This is a genomic window from Bacillus sp. NEAU-CP5 (genome assembly GCF_026420705.1).
In the GTDB taxonomy this organism is placed as follows: Bacteria; Bacillota; Bacilli; order Bacillales; family Bacillaceae; genus Bacillus; species Bacillus velezensis.
Genome location: NZ_JAPMOV010000004.1, coordinates 325,968 through 344,555 on the forward strand (window position 1 = coordinate 325,968; position 18,588 = coordinate 344,555).

The window sequence follows — 18,588 nt, forward strand, 5'->3', positions numbered from 1 at the left end:
ATGTCTTGGAAGATGTCGGTCAGTTAGGGACCTGAAATTTAAGAGATCTTCCCTTTCTTCTCCTATGGACATCATGCATCCTAAAAAACAAAAAATGATTTATAGAATGGGGATAGGATTTAATTAGAAAAATCTTAAGAAAAAAGTAATATTTGCTTAAGAGAAAAGAGAACTTTCCTTTATATAGTAGGAGTATATATGGAAAGGGGAAAGCGAATGACATACATCTTAAAAACGAGTCAGCTTACAAAAACATTTAAAGGAAAAGAAGTTGTTTCCGGGGTTAATATGCACGTGAAAAAAGGGGAGATTTATGGATTCTTGGGTCCCAATGGTGCAGGTAAAACAACCATTATGAAAATGATTACAAATTTAATCAAGCCTACAAGTGGTGAAATAGAAATTTTCGGTGAGAAATTAACAGATACGTCATTTGAAGTTTTAAAAAGAATGGGCACCATTATTGAATACCCCATTTTTTATGACAACCTCACTGCTAAAGAAAATTTAGATTTCCATTGTGAATATATGGGCTATTACGATAAAAAATCCATTGACCACGCTATCGAGCTTGTAAAGTTACATAATATTGATAATAAAAAAGTGAAAGAGTTTTCTTTAGGAATGAAACAAAGGTTAGGAATAGCCAGAGCTATTTCTACAAGACCAGAACTTCTCATTTTAGACGAGCCGATTAATGGCCTGGATCCAATAGGTATAAAAGAGTTGAGGGATCTCTTTAAGTTACTTTGCAGAGAATATGGAATTACATTATTAGTCTCCAGTCACATTTTAGCCGAAATGGAACAAATGTCAGATACTGTTGGTATCATACAGAATGGCAAGTTAATAAAAGAAGTTTCTATGAAGAGTATAAACGGAAAACAAACAGAGTATATAGAGGTAAAAGTCCAAAATATAAAAAAAGCGTTATATATTTTAGAGCAAAATCTGGGGATAAGAAATTTTAAAATGATTGATCAACAATTAATTCGTATCTATGAAACAGCAGTTACACAACAAGAAATTTCTAAAGCACTTATTCTGAATGACATTGGTATAGAAAGTATAAATAAAAAACACAGTTCTTTAGAAGAATACTTCTTAAATTCTATGAATGGGGAGGGAATACACACTAAATAGATTGCCCGTCTGTGTTATGCACCTATTTGCATTGTCTTAAATTCTTCTGCTGGAGGCTATTAGCATGTTAAAACTTATGAAATTAGAGTACAAAAAACATCACTTATCACAGTATTTTAAATGGGTGGCACTTTGGATATTCATCATCTTTGCCTTAGCGGCTTTTATGGGATGGGAATCTAAAAATGAAAATGAACTTATGTTTCGTGATTATCCAGATTTTATATCTCTAACTAATATTTTAATTAGAATTGTGTTTATTAGTTTTTCTGCTGTGATTTTATCCCGTTTAGTTATTGATGAATATAAAAATAAAACAATACAATTGCTGTTTACTTATCCTTTACAAAGAAAAAAATTAATGCAAGCTAAACTATCTATTGTCTTCCTATTCTGCTTTGTAAGTATTGTTATTGCTACGTTTGTTATTAACTTGTTAATTCTCTTCGTGAGTCCGCACTTATATTTATTCGAGAAGCCTGTTGAAATGAGTGAAGTTATTTCCGCTATGCCATCGACTCTTCTCACCGCTTTTATGATGGGAGGAGTGAGTCTGATTCCTTTATTTTTCGGCATGAGAAAAAAATCAACTTCTGCTACAATCACTTGGGCTGTCATAATCGGGGTCTTTATCAATGCAACAGTTTCCGACGGAGGAGAAACAGTCAGTTTAAGTCAATTTATTATCATTCCAATTATACTTTGTTTATTTGGTTTTTTAGTGGGTTATCTTTCTTACCGTAAGGTGGATCAGGAAGATTTATTGTAGATAAAAGGAGAAATTATACAATGAAGAAGGTTATAGCATCATGTGCAGTGTTAATCGTAATCGGCGGAATTGTTTTAAGCCTTTATAAGACAGATACAAAGTATATACTGACTCATGGGATGTGAAGTTTAAAAAGAGTAATTCAAATAAGGCAACAATATCTGCTGAGGGGAAGCAGAAAGATAAGGCTCCAGTTACATTTCAAGGAGATGGGGGGGATTTGGTCGTTAGTCAAAAAGAACAAAAGAATGGCGGCTTTTTGGATGGATTTACTTTTGGGAAGCAGGGCGGCACAATCTATATTAATGTTCCCGATTCAGGTATGAACAATATTGAAATAACCAATAAAGATGGGAATATACAATTAAGTGAAATTTCAGCTGAAAATATTGTCGTTGATAATCATTCCGGTGATGAAAAAATCAATAATGTTTCGGCTCATACTGGAAAGTTTTCATCCAAGGATGGGGCGTTAAGCGTTGAAAATAGTTCTTTTGAGAAATTAAATATAACATCTGCAAGCGGCGATAATGAGATGAAGGAAATACATAGTTCCAATGTAAAGGTTACTTCTAAAGATGGAGCGGTTTCAATCAAGGACATAACAGAAGGAAAATCTTTATCAGTAAATACGAAATCAGGAGATATAGGTGTATCTTATAAAAAAGCGCCAACTTCACTTGCTGTTTTTGCTCAGAGTAATTCTGATGTAACGTTTGATCTAGATGGGCTTAATAAGAGCCATGATGGCGTAAAACTGAAAAAAGATGAAATTGGCGCGGGAAGTAATAAAGTAAGTCTATCTAGTGAAGATGGTTCGATAAAGGTGAGATAAAAAGAGAAAAACACAAGACAACAATTCCCGCTATTGAAGAATGGTTGTCTTATTTGTTTGTATTTAAAATGTTTTGGAATATTTATCTCCTTTTGTATAAAAAATAATTATAATGAGATTAATTATCTGTATAATGATTGAAATAAACAGTGAATTAAGAATATCAGTTTTATATTTAAGGAGCGGAAAGCTTGGGTTACAAAATATTAATTGTAGAAGACGACCAATTCATAAGCGATATGGTAAGCGAAAGCTTAACGAAAGAAGGATTTGAAGTAACAGCAGCTTTTGATGGTGAAGAAGCTTTAGACATATTGAACACCCAAAAGTTTGAGGTTATATTGTTGGATTTAATGCTTCCGAAGATAGATGGGATGGAATGTTTAAGAATGATTCGTTCCAAAAGTATGGTTCCCGTTCTTATCATGTCTGCAAAAGATGAAGATGTAGATAAGGCACTTGGTCTCGGTCTCGGGGCTGATGATTATATTTCTAAACCTTTTTCTATGCTGGAGGTAATAGCCAGAATTAAAGCAACCATTAGAAGAGAAAGACACTATAAGAGCTCCCTGTCTTCAAAGGAAGAAAAAATCATTAAAATAGGTGATTTAAGTGTTGACCTGCATGGCTTTTCTGTTAAAAAATTCAATGAAAAGATTAATCTCACGGCAAAAGAATTTAATATTTTAAAACTCTTTATTTCTAATCCTTCACAAGTATATACTAAGTCTCAACTTTATAAATCCGTATGGGAAGATGAGTATCATGGAGATGAGAATGTAATTAATGTTCATATTAGACGGCTTAGAGAGAAAATTGAGGACGATCCATCTCATCCAATGTACATAAAAACGTTGTGGGGAATCGGTTATAAGTTGGGAGATTTTTAAATTGTTTTATATGTTGGTTATTTTATTCATATGCTCTGCAGCAGTAAATATATTTCTTTTCCGAAGCCGATTAAATCTAAGGACTGAGATTAAATATATAAGAAATAAACTTCGAAAAGTTGTTAATGAAGAGACAGGCGAAAGATTATTGCTTAACACGGAAGATAAATATATAAAATCCTTGTTAATTCAAATAAACCGTCTTTTAGACCATAATCAAAAGATCAAAGGAAACTGCAATAGTATTGAACTGTCCATGCGAAAAATGTTATCAAATATTTCACACGATTTAAAGACGCCTTTAACAGTTATACTAGGTTATATTGAAATTATAAATAACGATAAAAGTCTGACTTCGGAAAAGGTTATGAGTTTACTAAAAACAGTTAATTTAAAAACGGTCGAGGTATTAGCGTTAATAAACCGTTTTTTTGAACTTGTAAAATTAGAGTCAGGAGATAAAAAATTAAATTCTTCACGAATTGACATATGTGAAGTCAGCCGAAAAATAATTTTGGATTACTACGAAATTTTAATCAGCAAAGAATTTGAAGTAGTGATTGATATACCCGATGATTCTGTCTTTGTTAGCGGAGATGAAGAGGCAATTGAGAGGGTTCTGAATAATTTAATTACGAATGCAATTCAATATGGTTCCGATGGTAAGATGGTGGGTTTAAAGATCAGAATAACTGATAATGATGTTTTTGTAGAAATATCAGATAAAGGAAAAGGAATAAATGAAATGCATAAAGACCGTGTCTTTGAACGAATGTACACATTGGAGGACTCGAGAAATACCAATTATCAGGGAAGCGGATTGGGGCTGACGATTACTAAGAGATTAGTAGAGCAAATGGAAGGAAGTATATCTCTAAATAGTGTCCCCTTCAAAGAAACAACGTTTTCTGTACGTTTAAGACGTATTAAATTTTAATAAAAGCAGTAAGGTTTCTTCTGTATACGGCTTCAAATCCCCTTTCTCTTTAATCTGAGAGGCTGACAACAGTCTCTTTTTTTTATACGCAAAAGGCTGGCATGAATCTTGCATATAAAAAGGGCGTAACGACAATGTGAAAGGGATTGATGGGTTTTGGTGTAAAAGCGCTTACATTTTGTTCTGCCGGTAATTGAAGCTTACACGTAAAATACGATGAGGTGATAAAACATGTCAGCCAACCCGCTTTCTAAAAGCAATCAGAAAGATGAAGAAAAAGAAGTTCTTAATTTGTTCTTGTCAACACAATCGATCATAAAAGAAGCCCTGCGCAAACTGGGCTATCCTGACAATATGTATGAACTGATGAAAGAGCCGATGCGGCTTTTAACCGTCCGCATCCCTGTCAAAATGGACAATGGCTCAGTACAGGTTTTCACGGGCTACCGCTCACAGCATAATGACGCAGTCGGCCCGACAAAAGGGGGCGTGCGGTTTCATCCGGAAGTCAGTGAAGAAGAGGTCAAGGCGCTTTCCATCTGGATGACTTTAAAATGCGGCATCACAAATCTTCCTTACGGGGGCGGAAAAGGCGGCATCATCTGTGATCCGCGGACGATGTCATTCGGAGAGCTGGAACGGCTGAGCCGCGGATATGTGCGCGCGATCAGCCAGATCGTCGGTCCGACAAAGGATATTCCGGCTCCTGACGTATATACCAACTCACAGATTATGGCATGGATGATGGACGAATACAGCCGCCTGAGAGAATTTGATTCACCGGGATTCATTACGGGCAAACCGATTGTTCTCGGCGGTTCACATGGGCGGGAGACAGCGACCGCGCAAGGTGTCACGATTTGTATTGAGGAAGCCGTTAAGAAAAAAGGGATTCCATTGGAAAATGCACGGATCATCATTCAGGGGTTCGGAAATGCGGGGAGCTTTCTCGCTAAATTTATGCATGACGCCGGCGCCAAGGTGATCGGCATCTCAGACGCCCACGGCGCTTTGTATGACCCTGACGGCCTTGACATTGATTACCTGCTGGATAAGCGGGACAGCTTCGGCACGGTGACGAATCTCTTCTCGGATGTCATAACGAACCGGGAGCTGCTGGAAAAGGACTGTGATATTCTCGTGCCTGCCGCAATCTCCAATCAGATTACGGCTGAAAACGCCCATCACATTAAAGCCTCAATCATTGTGGAGGCGGCGAACGGGCCGACAACGATAGACGCCACGAAAATCCTGAATGAAAGAGGCGTGCTTCTCGTGCCGGATATTTTGGCAAGCGCCGGCGGCGTGACGGTGTCTTATTTTGAATGGGTGCAAAATAATCAAGGCTTTTACTGGTCTGAGGAGGAAGTCGCCGGAAAACTGCGCAGCGTCATGGTGAATTCGTTTGAATCCATTTATCAGACAGCGCATACCCACAAAGTCGATATGCGTTTGGCCGCCTATATGACGGGCATCAGAAAGTCGGCTGAAGCGGCCCGGTTCCGCGGCTGGGTATAAGTGTTATCCGCAAAGAGATTTTGCATCAGTTATATAGCAGATCGCAAAATTTCTTTGCGTTTTCAGATTGCAGCTGACAGATTCGGACAAGCTTCGTCCGCTTTCGGCAAAGATTTTCTTATTTTTATCACAAATTGCTATGCTGGTATGCTTCTTGCATCTTCATAAAGCGTGAGCACACATTACAAAATACGGGGAGGAATTCTAATGACAGTTTCATACGCACACGAACCATTTACAAATTTTCAGGAAGAGACAAATAAACAATCGTTTCAGGAAGCGCTGGCTTATGTGAATTCACAGCTCGGCAAGCATTATCCGCTTATCATCAACGGTGAAGCGATTGAAACGGATAAAAAGATCATTTCCGTCAATCCGGCAGATAAAAAAGAAGTGATCGGTTCTGTATCGGCCGCCGGAAAAGAACTTGCGGAAAAGGCCATGCAGGCTGCGCTGCAGGCATTTCAAACATGGAAAAAAGTACGGCCGGAACACCGCGCGAATGTGCTGTTTAAAGCGGCGGCGATCATCCGCAGAAGAAAGCACGAATTCTCCGCGTATCTAGTGAAAGAAGCGGGAAAACCGTGGAAGGAAGCGGATGCTGATACGGCGGAAGCGATCGACTTTTTAGAGTATTACGCCCGTCAGATGCTGAAACTGAACGACGGTTCCCCTGTAAAGAGCCGTGACGGAGAATATAATCAGTATCACTATGAGCCGCTTGGGGTGGGAATCGTCATTTCTCCATTCAACTTCCCGCTTGCGATCATGGCGGGAACGGCGGCGGCAGCCATCGTAACAGGCAACACGATACTGCTGAAACCGGCGGATGCGGCGCCTGTCGTGGCGGCGAAATTCGTTGAAGTGATGAAAGAAGCGGGCCTGCCGGACGGCGTACTCCAATTCATACCGGGCGACGGAGGAGAAATCGGCGACTATCTGGTTGAGCATCCAAAGACGAGATTTGTGTCGTTTACAGGCTCCCGCGCGGTCGGATGCCGCATCTATGAACGCGCCGCAAAAGTACAGCCGGGCCAAAAGTGGCTGAAACGGGTCATCGCCGAAATGGGAGGGAAAGATACGGTGCTTGTAGACAGAGATGCTGATCTTGATCTTGCCGCTTCCTCAATCGTGTATTCCGCCTTCGGATTCTCAGGCCAAAAATGTTCAGCCGGTTCCCGTGCGGTCATTCATCAGGACGTCTATGATGAAGTTGTTGAAAAAGCCGTCGCTTTAACAAAATCACTCACCGTCGGAAGTCCGGAAGATTTTGATACATACATGGGGCCAGTCATCCACGAAGCATCTTATAATAAAGTCATGAGTTATATCGAAATCGGCAAAACAGAAGGAAAACTCCTGACGGGAGGCGAAGGTGATGATTCAAAAGGATACTTTATTCAGCCGACCATTTTTGCGGATGTTGATGAAAACGCCCGCCTGATGCAGGAGGAAATTTTCGGGCCGGTCGTCGCGATCTCAAAAGCCCGTGATTTCGACCATATGCTTGAGATTGCCAATAATACCGATTACGGACTGACGGGCGCTCTGTTATCGAAAACCCGCGCGCACATTGAACGCGCCCGCGAAGATTTTCACGTCGGGAATCTATACTTCAACCGCGGCTGTACGGGAGCGATTGTCGGATACCAGCCGTTCGGCGGCTTCAATATGTCAGGAACCGATTCAAAAGCCGGAGGTCCTGACTATCTGATTCTTCATATGCAGGCAAAAACAACGTCTGAAGCCTATTAATCTTTCGGAAATAGCGCGATGAAAAAGAGAGTCGCGCTATTTTCTCTATATGAGGGTAAGGAGGATGGAATATGTATCAGCAGCTCAGCAAAATGCTTCCGGAGGAGAAAATAGAAGCCATTACGAAATCACTGGTGGCGTTAAACAGCATCAACGGCACATTGGGAGAAGGAAAAAAAGCCGACTATATCAAAGATATGATCAAGAGCTTTCCCTACTTTCAGGAGAATCCGTTACATGTGTGGGAGCAGGCGATTCCTGAGGACCCTTACGGCCGCAAAAATATTTTCGCATTTATTGAGGGAAACGGCGAAAGCCTGAATACGGTCATTTATCACGCTCATCTTGATACGGTCGGCATCGAGGATTTCGGCCCTTTAAAAGATATCGCTTTTGATTCCGACCGTCTCGCGGAGTATTTCTCAAACTATGAATTTGATCGGGATGTGCAGCGGGACGCCCGCTCAGGCGAGTGGATGTTCGGAAGGGGTTCGGTTGATATGCAGAGCGGTATTGCCGTTCATCTCGCCAATCTGCTTCACTTTTCTGAACGGCGCGATCAGCTGCCGGGCCATATTCTGTTCATGGCAAACCCGGATGAAGAAAGCCAGCATTCCGGCATTTTAACCAGCATTTCTGAATTAAAACGGCTGAAACAAGAAAAGCATCTTCGTTATTTAGCAGCGATTAATAACGATTTTATCACGCCGCTGTATGAGGGTGACACGACAAGGTACATCTACACGGGCGCGGCAGGGAAGCTTTTGCCTTGCTTTGCGATTTACGGACGGGAGGTGCATGTCGGTGATACGCTGTCCGGCATCGACCCGAATTTGATCGCATCAGAAATCACCAGAAGAATTCACAACAATATTCATATGGCGGAAAACATTGAAGGGGAGCTTGTGCTTCCGCCGACCTGCCTGTACCAGCGTGACAATAAGGAAGCGTATAACGTGCAGACCGCCGTCAGCAGCTATGTCTATTTTAATTATTTTATTTACGAGAAAACCGCCAAAGAAGTCATGGATCAGCTGACTGCCGTGGCTGACGAGGCCTGCAGAGAGACAGAGCGAAAATTATCTGATTATTATGACGAATACTGCGAGAGAACGAGCCTGCCGAAAAAAGAGATGTCATGGAACGTTCAAGTGTACAGTCTGGAAGATTACCTGAAAAGGCTGAGAAACCGCGGGATAGACCCTGCACAGTGTATCGAGCAGACATTTAAAACATATGAACATCTTGAACTGCGGATGAGATGCTTTAAAGCCGTCGAGGAACTGCAAAAACTCGATCCTGAGCAGGGAGCCAAGGTCATTATTTTCTATGCGCCGCCTTACCTTCCGCACAATTATCTGAAAGAAGAGAGCACACGGGACCGGCTTTTGCAGCATGTCATTCAAGAAGCGGTCGATAAAACAGCGGCATCAACCGGAGAAACATTCGTCTTTAAAAAGTTTTTTCCTTATTTAGCGGACGGAAGCTTTTTATCGCTGCATGAAACAGACGAGGAGGTCTCCGCCTTTACCGATAATTTTCCGGGCTGGGATGTCATTGGGACGATTCCTTTTAAAGAAATCAGGGAATTGAATATTCCGTCGGTCAATATAGGGGTATACGGAAAGGACGGCCATAAATGGACGGAACGCGTGTACAAGCCGTACACATTCCATGTGCTGCCGGAACTCATTCAGCAGACGACAATGCACCTTTTGCACAGCTACCGATTAGACATACGCACAAATGGCTGACATAACGGAATAAGGGGGATGTATATGCAGGGAGATACCAATCAAACTGAATTGCAGCGCACGATGAAGGGCCGGCATTTGTTTATGATCGCCCTCGGTGGCGTGATCGGGACGGGGCTTTTTCTGGGCTCCGGTTTTACGATCAGTGAAGCGGGACCGATCGGCGCGATATTGGCTTATGTGATCGGCGGAGTTTTAATGTATCTGGTGATGCTTTGTTTGGGGGAGCTCGCGGTCGCCATGCCGGTCGCAGGATCATTTCAGGCGTATGCCGCAAAGTTTCTCGGGCCGTCGACAGGATTTACGATCGGATGGATGTACGCATTCAGCTGGGCCAATACAGTGGGGCTTGAACTGACGTCGGCGGGGATTTTAATGCAGCGGTGGTTTCCGGCCGTTCCGATTTGGGTGTGGTGCCTTGTATTCGGCGTCGTCATTTTTTCCATTAACGCGCTGTCTGCGCGGAGTTTTGCGGAAATGGAATTTTGGTTTTCCAGCATTAAGGTCATGGCCATTGTATTGTTTATTATTCTCGGCTGCGCTGCGGTATTCGGCTTTGTCGGTTTTAACGGCGGGCAGACGGCTCCGTATCTGTCAAACTTTACGACGGACAAAGGGCTTTTCCCGAACGGCGCCCAAGCCGTGCTGTTTACCCTTGTCATGGTGAATTTTTCATTCCAGGGCACCGAGCTGGTCGGAATCGCCTCGGGAGAAAGCGAAAATCCGGAAAAGACGCTTCCCCGCTCAATCCGAAACGTCATATGGCGGACGCTGTTTTTCTTCGTGCTGGCGATGTTTGTTCTCGTGTCCATTTTGCCGTACCAAACGGCAGGCGTCATCGAAAGCCCGTTTGTGGCTGTGCTGGATAAAATCGGCGTTCCCTATGCGGCTGATATCATGAACTTTGTCATTCTGACCGCCATGCTGTCGGTGGCGAATTCCGGGCTGTACGCTTCGTCCAGAATGATGTGGTCCCTATCAAAAACTAAGATGGGTCCCGCTTCCTTAACGAAACTGACGAAAAAAGGCGTGCCTCTGAAAGCTCTTTCCATCACCATCGCCATCTCCGGTTTATCCCTGCTGACAAGTGTATTCGCGGCTGAAACGGTGTATGTGTGGCTCATTTCCATCTCCGGTATGATTACCGTCGTCGCGTGGATGTCAATCTGCGCTTCACAATTCGTTTTCCGGAGGCGCTTTCTCGCTGAAGGAGGAAATCTGAAAGACCTGGCATTTAAAACGCCTTTTTATCCGATCGTGCCGATTCTCGGATTTTCGGTTTACGGGCTTATCTTGATCAGTCTCATCTTTATCCCCGACCAGCGTATCGGTCTGTACTGCGGCGTCCCGCTGATGATCATCTGTTACGCGTATTATCACTTCGGTATCAAAAAACGCCTGAAGCGTGAGGCGGCTTCTTCGGAAAAAGGCGCTGCCGGATAAGAAAAAAAGCCCTCCGCAAAAAGCGGCGGGCTTTACTTTGTTTTTCGTTTGGCCGACAGCACATAGGATAGAACGGCACAGAACTGAAAACCGAAAATGCTGACGGCCATCGGCCAGGCATTTTCTTCTCCGGCAATACCGACAAGGGGAGCGGCAGCCGCACCCCCGATAAAGGGCAGAAGTCCGAGAAGAGCCGCAGCGCTTCCCGCGCCTTTCTCTTGTTTCTGCATAGCCAAAGAAAATCCCGTCGTCGTGACGATCCCGACAGAAGAAACAATGATGAATAAAGAAATGCAGACCGCCGTCAGGCCTAAAACAAACGCAAGTGATAAAAGCAAAGCGATGCTTCCGATGACGGCGATCAACAGACCGGAGACAAACAGCTTCCGTTCATCATGTGTTTTAGCCATCCGTCCGGTGATTTGGGTGGCGCATATGATTCCCGCACCGTTTACGGCGAACAGCAGGCTGAACATTTGCGCTGATACGCCGTAGATGTTTTGCAGTACAAACGGCGACCCGGCAATATATGCGAACATGCCGGTCATCACAAATGCCTGGCTGAGCGCAAATCCCATAAACATCCGGTCGCCAAGCAGGCCGCGAAACGTCATCAGCGTCTCCCGGAGTCCGCCGCTTGTCCGCTTTTCCGGCGGGAGTGATTCAGGCAACGCCGTAAGCACGGCGGCGGAAATGATACAGCCGATCACCGCCAGCACGACAAATACGATTTTCCAGCCGGCGAACTGAAGGATAAATCCCCCTGTAATCGGCGCTAAAATCGGCGCCGCCCCATTGACGAGCATCAGTAATGAGAAAAAAGCCGTTAATTCTTTTCCGGAATACATATCGCGCGCGGAAGCCCGTGCGATGACGATTCCGGCCGCCCCGGTGAATCCTTGAATAAACCTCATAACAATTAAAAACGAAACAGAAGGGCTGAAGGCGCATAATAAAGAAGACAGCGTATAAAGCAGCAATGACAGAATCAGCGGCTTCCGGCGCCCGATCATATCACTGAGCGGCCCGACAACGATCTGCCCGATCGCCAGCCCCAAAAGACAAAACGTCAGGCTCAGCTGCGCAAGTGACGCTGTCGTATGAAGATCGGCCGCCACTTCAGGCAAAGCGGGCAGATACATATCGAGCGAAAGCGGCCCGAATGAAGCGAGCGTCCCGAGAATCAGTACCATGCCAAGGCCTGCGCGGGCGGCCTTTGAATCAGCGTTATTCATTCCATGACCCCCACCTTAACAAATGATTCTATCACTATAGCATAACCGGACGGCGTATTTTATATCATTTATTAAATACAAACTAAATATTTTATTTAAAATCTGAATGTAAATAAAAAGTAAGAATTAGTTTTCATGTGAAATGTAAAATGAAACATAAGGATGCTAAACTATAAAACAACAAAAGATAGAAAAGTTCTACGGAAGAGGTGTTCAAAGAGCATGAACAGCAAACAAACCGATCACATCGAAACGAAACGCCGATTTCCGATCTGTCTCGCGCTTGCTTTGACATTAGGCGTATTTGCCGCGGGTTCTGAAGAGCTGGTGATTTCTCCGCTGCTTCCGGATTTAGCGCGGGCTTTCAGCTCGGATGTCAGTGTGCTGGCGCTTTCCATCAGTATTTACGGAGTGATGATTTTTATCGGGGCGCCGCTTCTCGTTCCGCTGGGAGATAAATATTCCCGGGAGCTCAGCCTGATGGCGGGGCTGCTTATATTTACGGCCGGCACGGTGATCTGCGCGCTGGCGCACAATCTCTTTTTCTTCTTTCTGGGCAGGGCGCTTTCCGGGCTTGCGGCGGGTGCGTTTGTGCCGACAGCTTATGCGGTGGTCGGCGACCGTGTGCCTTATGCGTACCGCGGCAAGGTGATGGGTCTGATCGTGTCAAGCTGGTCGCTCGCTTTGATTTTCGGCGTTCCGATCGGCTCTTTTATCGGCGGCGTTTTGAATTGGCGGTGGACGTTTTGGATTTTCGCCCTGATGTCTGTCCTCGTTGCTTCGCTCATTTTCATTGAGGCGCGCCGCAGCACGGCGGATGGGGATAAAACAGAAGAGGAAAACGGACGGCAGGGAGGCACTTTCCGGGATGCGCTGAAGGTGCCACGTGTCCCTGTATACCTCACGATCACTTTTTGCAACATGATCGGTTTTTACGGCATGTATTCATTTCTCGGCACCTATCTTCACCGCGTGCTGCCGGGGGGAAATACAGCTTCAGGGCTGCTGATCATGGTGTACGGAATCGGTTTTTCCATGAGCGTGTTCACCGGAAAAATCGCAGATAAGGCGGGGAAAATGCGCTCTTTGATCGCGGCATTGGCCGTGATCAGCATATGGCTTTCCTGTCTCGCCTATGCGCCGTCATCAATGCCGTTTTTGGTCATCGGGTTATTCGTCTGGGGATTGATGCAAAGCCTGACGGTGACTTTGCTCAGCACCATTTTAAGTGATTGCTCACAGAGCCGCCGGGGCAAAATCATGGCATTTTACAGCCTGGCGTCCAATTTGGCCGTCACCTTGGGTTCTGCTGTCATGGGTCCGGTCTATGTCGGATACGGATATGCAGCTGTCGGATTTATCTGTGCGGCCGTCACCCTCATCGGCTTTGTCCTCAGCGTTTTCGCATACAGAAGGTATGGGAAATATGAGCATCAGGCCGACCAATCATTGTATCGGTAAAATAAAGTTTCTATAATTTTATAAATGTTAATTTTTAACACCTTATATCTTAAGGTGTTTTCTAATATATAGGAATAATTATCAATATTTTCAAATAATATTGACAGCTTGAACATCTATGGATAATATTTACTTAAAATTTAACAGATTGGTTGGTGCTCATGATTATATTGGATAATAGCATTCAAACAAAAAGCAAGGCTTATTCAATATCTAAACTGATTACGATCAACACGCTCGGTCCTGAAGGGACAAGCAGTGAGTACGCAGCAAAAAACTTCATCACCAATTTTACCCTTCTCCAAGGGGTGAACAGCAAATTATCACTGCATGATACATTTGAATCGTGCATTGAAAAAACGCTTCAAAGTCCGCTGGAATACACAATTGTGCCTCACGCGTATGACGGCATTAAGCACTTCTACATGAGACCGGATCTGCAGCTTCTGCAAATTTTCAGGTGCGACACCCCGATGTACGGCCTGGCTGTCCGGCCCGGTTTTAAATATACGGATGACATGCTTGATAAGACTGTCATCGTATCCCACCCGTCTCCTATCAATTTGATTAAGTATTTTACCCGTAAAGATGTCACGTTTGATCTGGTGAACTCGACGAGCGCAGCCGCGAAAAGAGTGAAGGACGGTTTGTCCGACATCGCGCTGACAAATGAGCTGGCCAGACAAAAGTACGGCCTTCACTTTGTCAAAACATTTAAAAGCATTCCCATGAGCTGGTCATTATTCGGAAAAGGAGAGATTCATGATGAAAACTGAACAAGATTTGCAGGAACTTTATTTCCCGACGCCTAAATTAATAGAATGGGATAACGGAGTAAGACAATATTCGTCCGTCAGAGGGGATACGGAAGTTCTGCTTTCTTACGTTCCGCCGCATACAAACGTGGAACCGCATCAGCATAAGGAAGTCCAAATCGGCCTTGTCGTTTCCGGCGAGCTGTCCATGACTGTCGGAGATGTCACAAGAAAGATGACAGCGCTGGAATCAGCCTATATCGCGCCTCCTAACGTGCCTCACGGCGCAAGAAATGAGACGGATCAAGAAGTGATCGCCATTGATATTAAACGCCTGAAAGCCGGTGAAACCTACACAAGCCCCGAGGACTATTTTTTGAATATTTTTAAAACGAGAGACTTATTGCCTGGGATGGAAGTCACGTTCTTCGTGGAAGACTGGGTGGAAATCATGCTTGCCAACATTCCGGGCAACGGGGGAGAAATGCCGTTCCATAAACACCGCAATGAACAGATCGGCATCTGCATCGGCGGCGGCTATGATATGACCATTGAAGGCTGCAAAGTGGATATGACATTCGGCACAGCTTATTTCTGCGATCCGAGAGAAGATCACGGCGCCATCAACAGATTTGAAAAAGATTCAAAATCAGTCAATATCTTTTTCCCTCCGCGCTATAACAGAGCAAAAGCGAAAAAATTAGAGGCGAAAAAGTCATGAACCTGACGGATAAAACCGTCCTCATCACAGGGGGCGCATCAGGCATCGGTTATGCCGCGGTTCAGGCGTTTCTGAATCAGCAGGCGAATGTGGTCGTCGCGGATATTGATGAGGCGCAGGGAGAAGCGATGATCCGGAAAGAAAACAATGACAGGCTGCATTTTGTCCGGACGGATATTACAGATGAACCGGCATGTCAAAACGCCATCCGGTCAGCGGCGGACAAGTTCGGCGGATTGGACGTGTTAATCAATAACGCCGGCATCGAAATTGTCGCCCCGATTCATGAGATGGAGCTGAGCGATTGGAACAAGGTGCTCAACGTCAATCTGACGGGTATGTTTCTTATGAGCAAGCACGCGCTCAAGTATATGCTCAAAAGCGGCAAGGGCAATATCATTAACACGTGCTCCGTCGGAGGAGTCGTTGCATGGCCCGACATTCCCGCGTATAACGCCTCTAAAGGCGGCGTATTGCAGCTGACGCGTTCGATGGCCGTCGATTACGCCAAACACAACATCCGCGTCAATTGCGTGTGCCCGGGAATCATTGACACACCTTTGAATGAAAAGTCGTTCCTTGAAAACAACGAAGGCACGCTTGAAGAAATCAAAAAAGAAAAAGCGAAAGTCAATCCGCTGCTGAGACTCGGCAAGCCTGAAGAAATAGCGAACGTCATGCTGTTTCTCGCGTCGGATTTATCCAGCTATATGACCGGAAGCGCGATCACCGCAGACGGTGGATACACCGCACAATAGAGAAGGAGTGTTTACATATGGAGAGAAAAACAGTATTGGTTATCGCTGACCTTGGGGGATGCCCGCCGCATATGTTTTACAAAAGCGCAGCCGAAAAATACAACCTCGTCAGCTTTATTCCGAGACCTTTTGCAATTACAGCCTCTCATGCAGCTTTGATTGAAAAATACTCGGTCGCGGTCATTAAAGATAAAGACTATTTTAAGAGTCTGGCTGATTTTGAGCATCCCGATTCGATTTACTGGGCTCATGAAGATCATGATAAACCTGAGGAAGAAGTCGTCGAAGAAATCGTCAAGGTGGCCGGCATGTTCGCGGTTGACGCCATTACGACCAACAATGAACTGTTTATCGCTCCGATGGCAAAAGCGTGTGAACGTCTCGGCCTGCGGGGAGCGGGCGTACAGGCCGCTGAAAATGCCAGAGATAAAAACAAAATGAGAGCCGCCTTCAACCGGGCCGGCGTCAAGTCTATCAAAAACAAACGGGTGACGACGCTGGAAGATTTCCGCGCCGCGCTTCAGGAAATCGGAACGCCGCTCATTCTGAAGCCTACATATCTGGCGAGCTCCATCGGCGTGACGCTTATCAAAGAGATGGAAACGGCCGAAGCCGAGTTTAACAGAGTCAATGAATATCTGAAGTCGATTAACGTACCGAAAGCGGTCACGTTTGAAGCGCCGTTTATCGCGGAAGAATTTTTGCAGGGCGAGTATGACGACTGGTACGAAACAAGCGGTTATTCCGACTATATCAGCATAGAAGGCATCATGGCCGACGGAGAATACTTCCCTGTCGCAATTCATGATAAAACACCGCAAATCGGATTCACGGAGACATCGCATATTACGCCGTCCATCCTGGATGATGACGCGAAGCGGAAAATCGTCGAAGCAGCCAAAAAGGCGAATGAAGGACTCGGCCTCGAAAACTGCGCAACACATACAGAGATTAAATTAATGAAAAACCGGGAAGCCGGACTGATTGAATCAGCGGCACGATTTGCGGGCTGGAACATGATTCCGAATATTAAAAAGGTCTTCGGCGTCGATATGGCGCAGCTGTTATTGGATGTTCTCTGTTTCGGAAAAGAAGCCGATCTGCCGAAAGGATTATTGGAGCAGGAGCCATGCTATGTCGCCGACTGCCACTTGTATCCTCAGCATTTCAAAGAAAACGGCCAGCTGCCTGAGACGGCTGTCGATTTCGTCATTGAAAGCATTGACATTCCCGGCGGCGTCTTAAAGGGAGACACCGAAATCGTTTCTTTCTCGGCGGCCGAGGCGGGTACATCCGTGGATCTGCGGCTGTTCGAAGCGTTCAACAGCATTGCGGCGTTCGAGCTGAAAGGAAGCAATTCGGGTGACGTGGCCGAATCAATCAAACAAATTCAGCAGCAGGCGAAGCTGACTGCAAAGTATGCGTTACCGGTATGAAACAGCTGAAACCGAACTCTAAGTATTTGCTTTTCGGGCAGGCGCTTTCGTTTATGGGAGACTATTGCGTTCTCCCGGCTCTGCTCATTTTGTCTACATACTATCACGACTACTGGGTGACGTCCGGCGTCATCGCGGTCCGCAGTATTCCGATGGTGTTTCAGCCGTTTTTAGGCGTGCTCGTGGACCGGCTCGACAGGGTGAAAATCATGCTGTGGACGGATGTGATCAGAGGCGTCATCTTTTTGGGGCTGACATTTCTCCCGAAAGGCGAATATCCGCTGCTTTTTCTGGCGCTGCTGTTTGTTTCTTACGGAAGCGGCGTGTTTTTTAACCCGGCACGTCTCGCGGTCATGTCGTCTTTAGAAGCGGATATTAAAAATATCAACACTTTGTTTGCAAAAGCCACGACGATTTCGATTATTGTCGGCGCTGCAGCCGGCGGACTTTTTCTGTTAGGCGGTTCTGTGGAGCTTGCCGTCGCGTTTAACGGGGTGACCTATCTTGTCTCCGCGTTTTTCATCAGCCGCATTAAGCTTCAATACGTGCCGATTCAGTCAGAAAACGTAAGGGAAGCTTTTCAGTCGTTTAAAGAAGGCCTGAAGGAAATCAAAACAAATGCTTTTGTGTTAAACGCCATGTTCACGATGATTACGATGGCGCTTTTGTGGGGTGTCGTCTACAGCTATTTCCCGATTGTCAGCCGCTTTTTAGGCGACGGGGAAATCGGCAATTTCATCCTGACGTTCTGCATCGGCTTCGGCGGCTTTATCGGCGCCGCTCTTGTCAGCAAATGGGGCTTTAACAACAATAAAGGGCTGATGTATTTTACAGTGTTATCGATCGTCTCGCTTGCGCTGTTTTTGTTTACCCCGATTTTCGCCGTGTCAGTCATTGCCGCTATTCTTTTCTTTATCGCAATGGAATACGGTGAAGTGCTGGCGAAGGTCAAAGTTCAGGAGAACGCGGCGAACCAGATTCAGGGCCGGATCTTTTCGGTGGCGGAGGCGTCCATCGGATTGTGCATCGCTGTCGGTTCCATGCTGATCAATATTGTAGACGCGGCAGTCATCATGGCGTTTATCGTCCTTTTGGTCAGCGGGCTGTTTCTGCATACAAAACTGGTCAATAAATCCTTTTCAGAACGGAATAACGAATCAGAGCAAATTCATTTATAA

The 18,588-nt window shown here is 45.0% G+C and carries 16 protein-coding genes; 15 read left to right on the forward strand and 1 reads right to left on the reverse strand.

From position 1 onward, the window contains the following. Positions 1 to 216: 216 nt before the first annotated feature. The 9 genes from OTK50_RS14380 (at position 217) to OTK50_RS14420 (ending at position 11,044) form a co-directional block, all read left to right on the forward strand. A complete protein-coding gene (locus tag OTK50_RS14380) occupies positions 217 to 1,143 on the forward strand; it encodes an ABC transporter ATP-binding protein (protein ID WP_088461961.1) in 927 nt (308 codons plus the stop codon). 64 nt (positions 1,144 to 1,207) lie between these two features. Continuing rightward, entirely contained in the window at positions 1,208 to 1,912 is a 705-nt protein-coding gene (locus OTK50_RS14385; RefSeq protein ID WP_266121912.1) for an ABC transporter permease, read from the forward strand. A gap of 121 nt (positions 1,913 to 2,033) precedes the next feature. Next, the gene (locus tag OTK50_RS14390; RefSeq protein WP_266121913.1) at positions 2,034 to 2,747 is read left to right on the forward strand and encodes a DUF4097 family beta strand repeat-containing protein; all 714 of its coding nucleotides are present in this window, start codon (positions 2,034 to 2,036) and stop codon (positions 2,745 to 2,747) included. Positions 2,748 to 2,938: 191 nt separating this feature from the next. Then, the gene (locus tag OTK50_RS14395; protein ID WP_014419158.1) at positions 2,939 to 3,637 is read left to right on the forward strand and encodes a response regulator transcription factor; all 699 of its coding nucleotides are present in this window, start codon (positions 2,939 to 2,941) and stop codon (positions 3,635 to 3,637) included. 1 nt (position 3,638) lies between these two features. After that, entirely contained in the window at positions 3,639 to 4,574 is a 936-nt protein-coding gene (locus tag OTK50_RS14400; RefSeq protein WP_082998236.1) for a sensor histidine kinase, read from the forward strand. 231 nt (positions 4,575 to 4,805) lie between these two features. After that, positions 4,806 to 6,092, forward strand: a complete 1,287-nt coding sequence (locus tag OTK50_RS14405; RefSeq protein WP_007614496.1) for a Glu/Leu/Phe/Val family dehydrogenase — start codon at positions 4,806 to 4,808, stop codon at positions 6,090 to 6,092. A gap of 207 nt (positions 6,093 to 6,299) precedes the next feature. Next, the gene (gene pruA, locus OTK50_RS14410) at positions 6,300 to 7,847 is read left to right on the forward strand and encodes an L-glutamate gamma-semialdehyde dehydrogenase (protein WP_224223894.1); all 1,548 of its coding nucleotides are present in this window, start codon (positions 6,300 to 6,302) and stop codon (positions 7,845 to 7,847) included. Between the two features lie 71 nt (positions 7,848 to 7,918). Further along, positions 7,919 to 9,601: a M20 family metallopeptidase gene (locus OTK50_RS14415; protein ID WP_130571363.1), complete on the forward strand. Its 1,683-nt coding sequence runs from the start codon at positions 7,919 to 7,921 to the stop codon at positions 9,599 to 9,601. Between the two features lie 24 nt (positions 9,602 to 9,625). Beyond that, positions 9,626 to 11,044, forward strand: a complete 1,419-nt coding sequence (locus OTK50_RS14420) for an amino acid permease (protein WP_224223893.1) — start codon at positions 9,626 to 9,628, stop codon at positions 11,042 to 11,044. A gap of 32 nt (positions 11,045 to 11,076) precedes the next feature. Here the strand turns inward: OTK50_RS14420 and OTK50_RS14425 are convergent, their stop codons facing one another. Next, the gene (locus OTK50_RS14425; RefSeq protein WP_224223892.1) at positions 11,077 to 12,279 is read right to left on the reverse strand and encodes a multidrug effflux MFS transporter; all 1,203 of its coding nucleotides are present in this window, start codon (positions 12,277 to 12,279) and stop codon (positions 11,077 to 11,079) included. Between the two features lie 222 nt (positions 12,280 to 12,501). On the opposite strand from OTK50_RS14425, the gene OTK50_RS14430 reads away from it, so the two are divergent. The 6 genes from OTK50_RS14430 to OTK50_RS14455 all read left to right on the forward strand — a co-directional run bounded on the left by OTK50_RS14430 (position 12,502) and on the right by OTK50_RS14455 (position 18,588). Continuing rightward, the gene (locus tag OTK50_RS14430; protein ID WP_224223891.1) at positions 12,502 to 13,740 is read left to right on the forward strand and encodes an MFS transporter; all 1,239 of its coding nucleotides are present in this window, start codon (positions 12,502 to 12,504) and stop codon (positions 13,738 to 13,740) included. A gap of 161 nt (positions 13,741 to 13,901) precedes the next feature. Next, entirely contained in the window at positions 13,902 to 14,516 is a 615-nt protein-coding gene (locus OTK50_RS14435) for a bacilysin biosynthesis protein BacA (protein ID WP_038460245.1), read from the forward strand. Next, positions 14,506 to 15,216: a cupin domain-containing protein gene (locus OTK50_RS14440; protein ID WP_221663943.1), complete on the forward strand. Its 711-nt coding sequence runs from the start codon at positions 14,506 to 14,508 to the stop codon at positions 15,214 to 15,216. The genes OTK50_RS14435 and OTK50_RS14440 overlap by 11 nt, the downstream gene beginning before the upstream one ends. After that, positions 15,213 to 15,974, forward strand: coding sequence for a dihydroanticapsin 7-dehydrogenase (bacC, locus tag OTK50_RS14445; protein WP_044802445.1), 762 nt, complete (start codon positions 15,213 to 15,215; stop codon positions 15,972 to 15,974). The genes OTK50_RS14440 and bacC overlap by 4 nt, the downstream gene beginning before the upstream one ends. A gap of 17 nt (positions 15,975 to 15,991) precedes the next feature. Next, positions 15,992 to 17,410, forward strand: a complete 1,419-nt coding sequence (locus OTK50_RS14450) for an ATP-grasp domain-containing protein (protein WP_221663923.1) — start codon at positions 15,992 to 15,994, stop codon at positions 17,408 to 17,410. Then, positions 17,407 to 18,588, forward strand: coding sequence for an MFS transporter (locus OTK50_RS14455; RefSeq protein ID WP_007407671.1), 1,182 nt, complete (start codon positions 17,407 to 17,409; stop codon positions 18,586 to 18,588). Before OTK50_RS14450 ends, OTK50_RS14455 begins: the two co-directional genes overlap by 4 nt.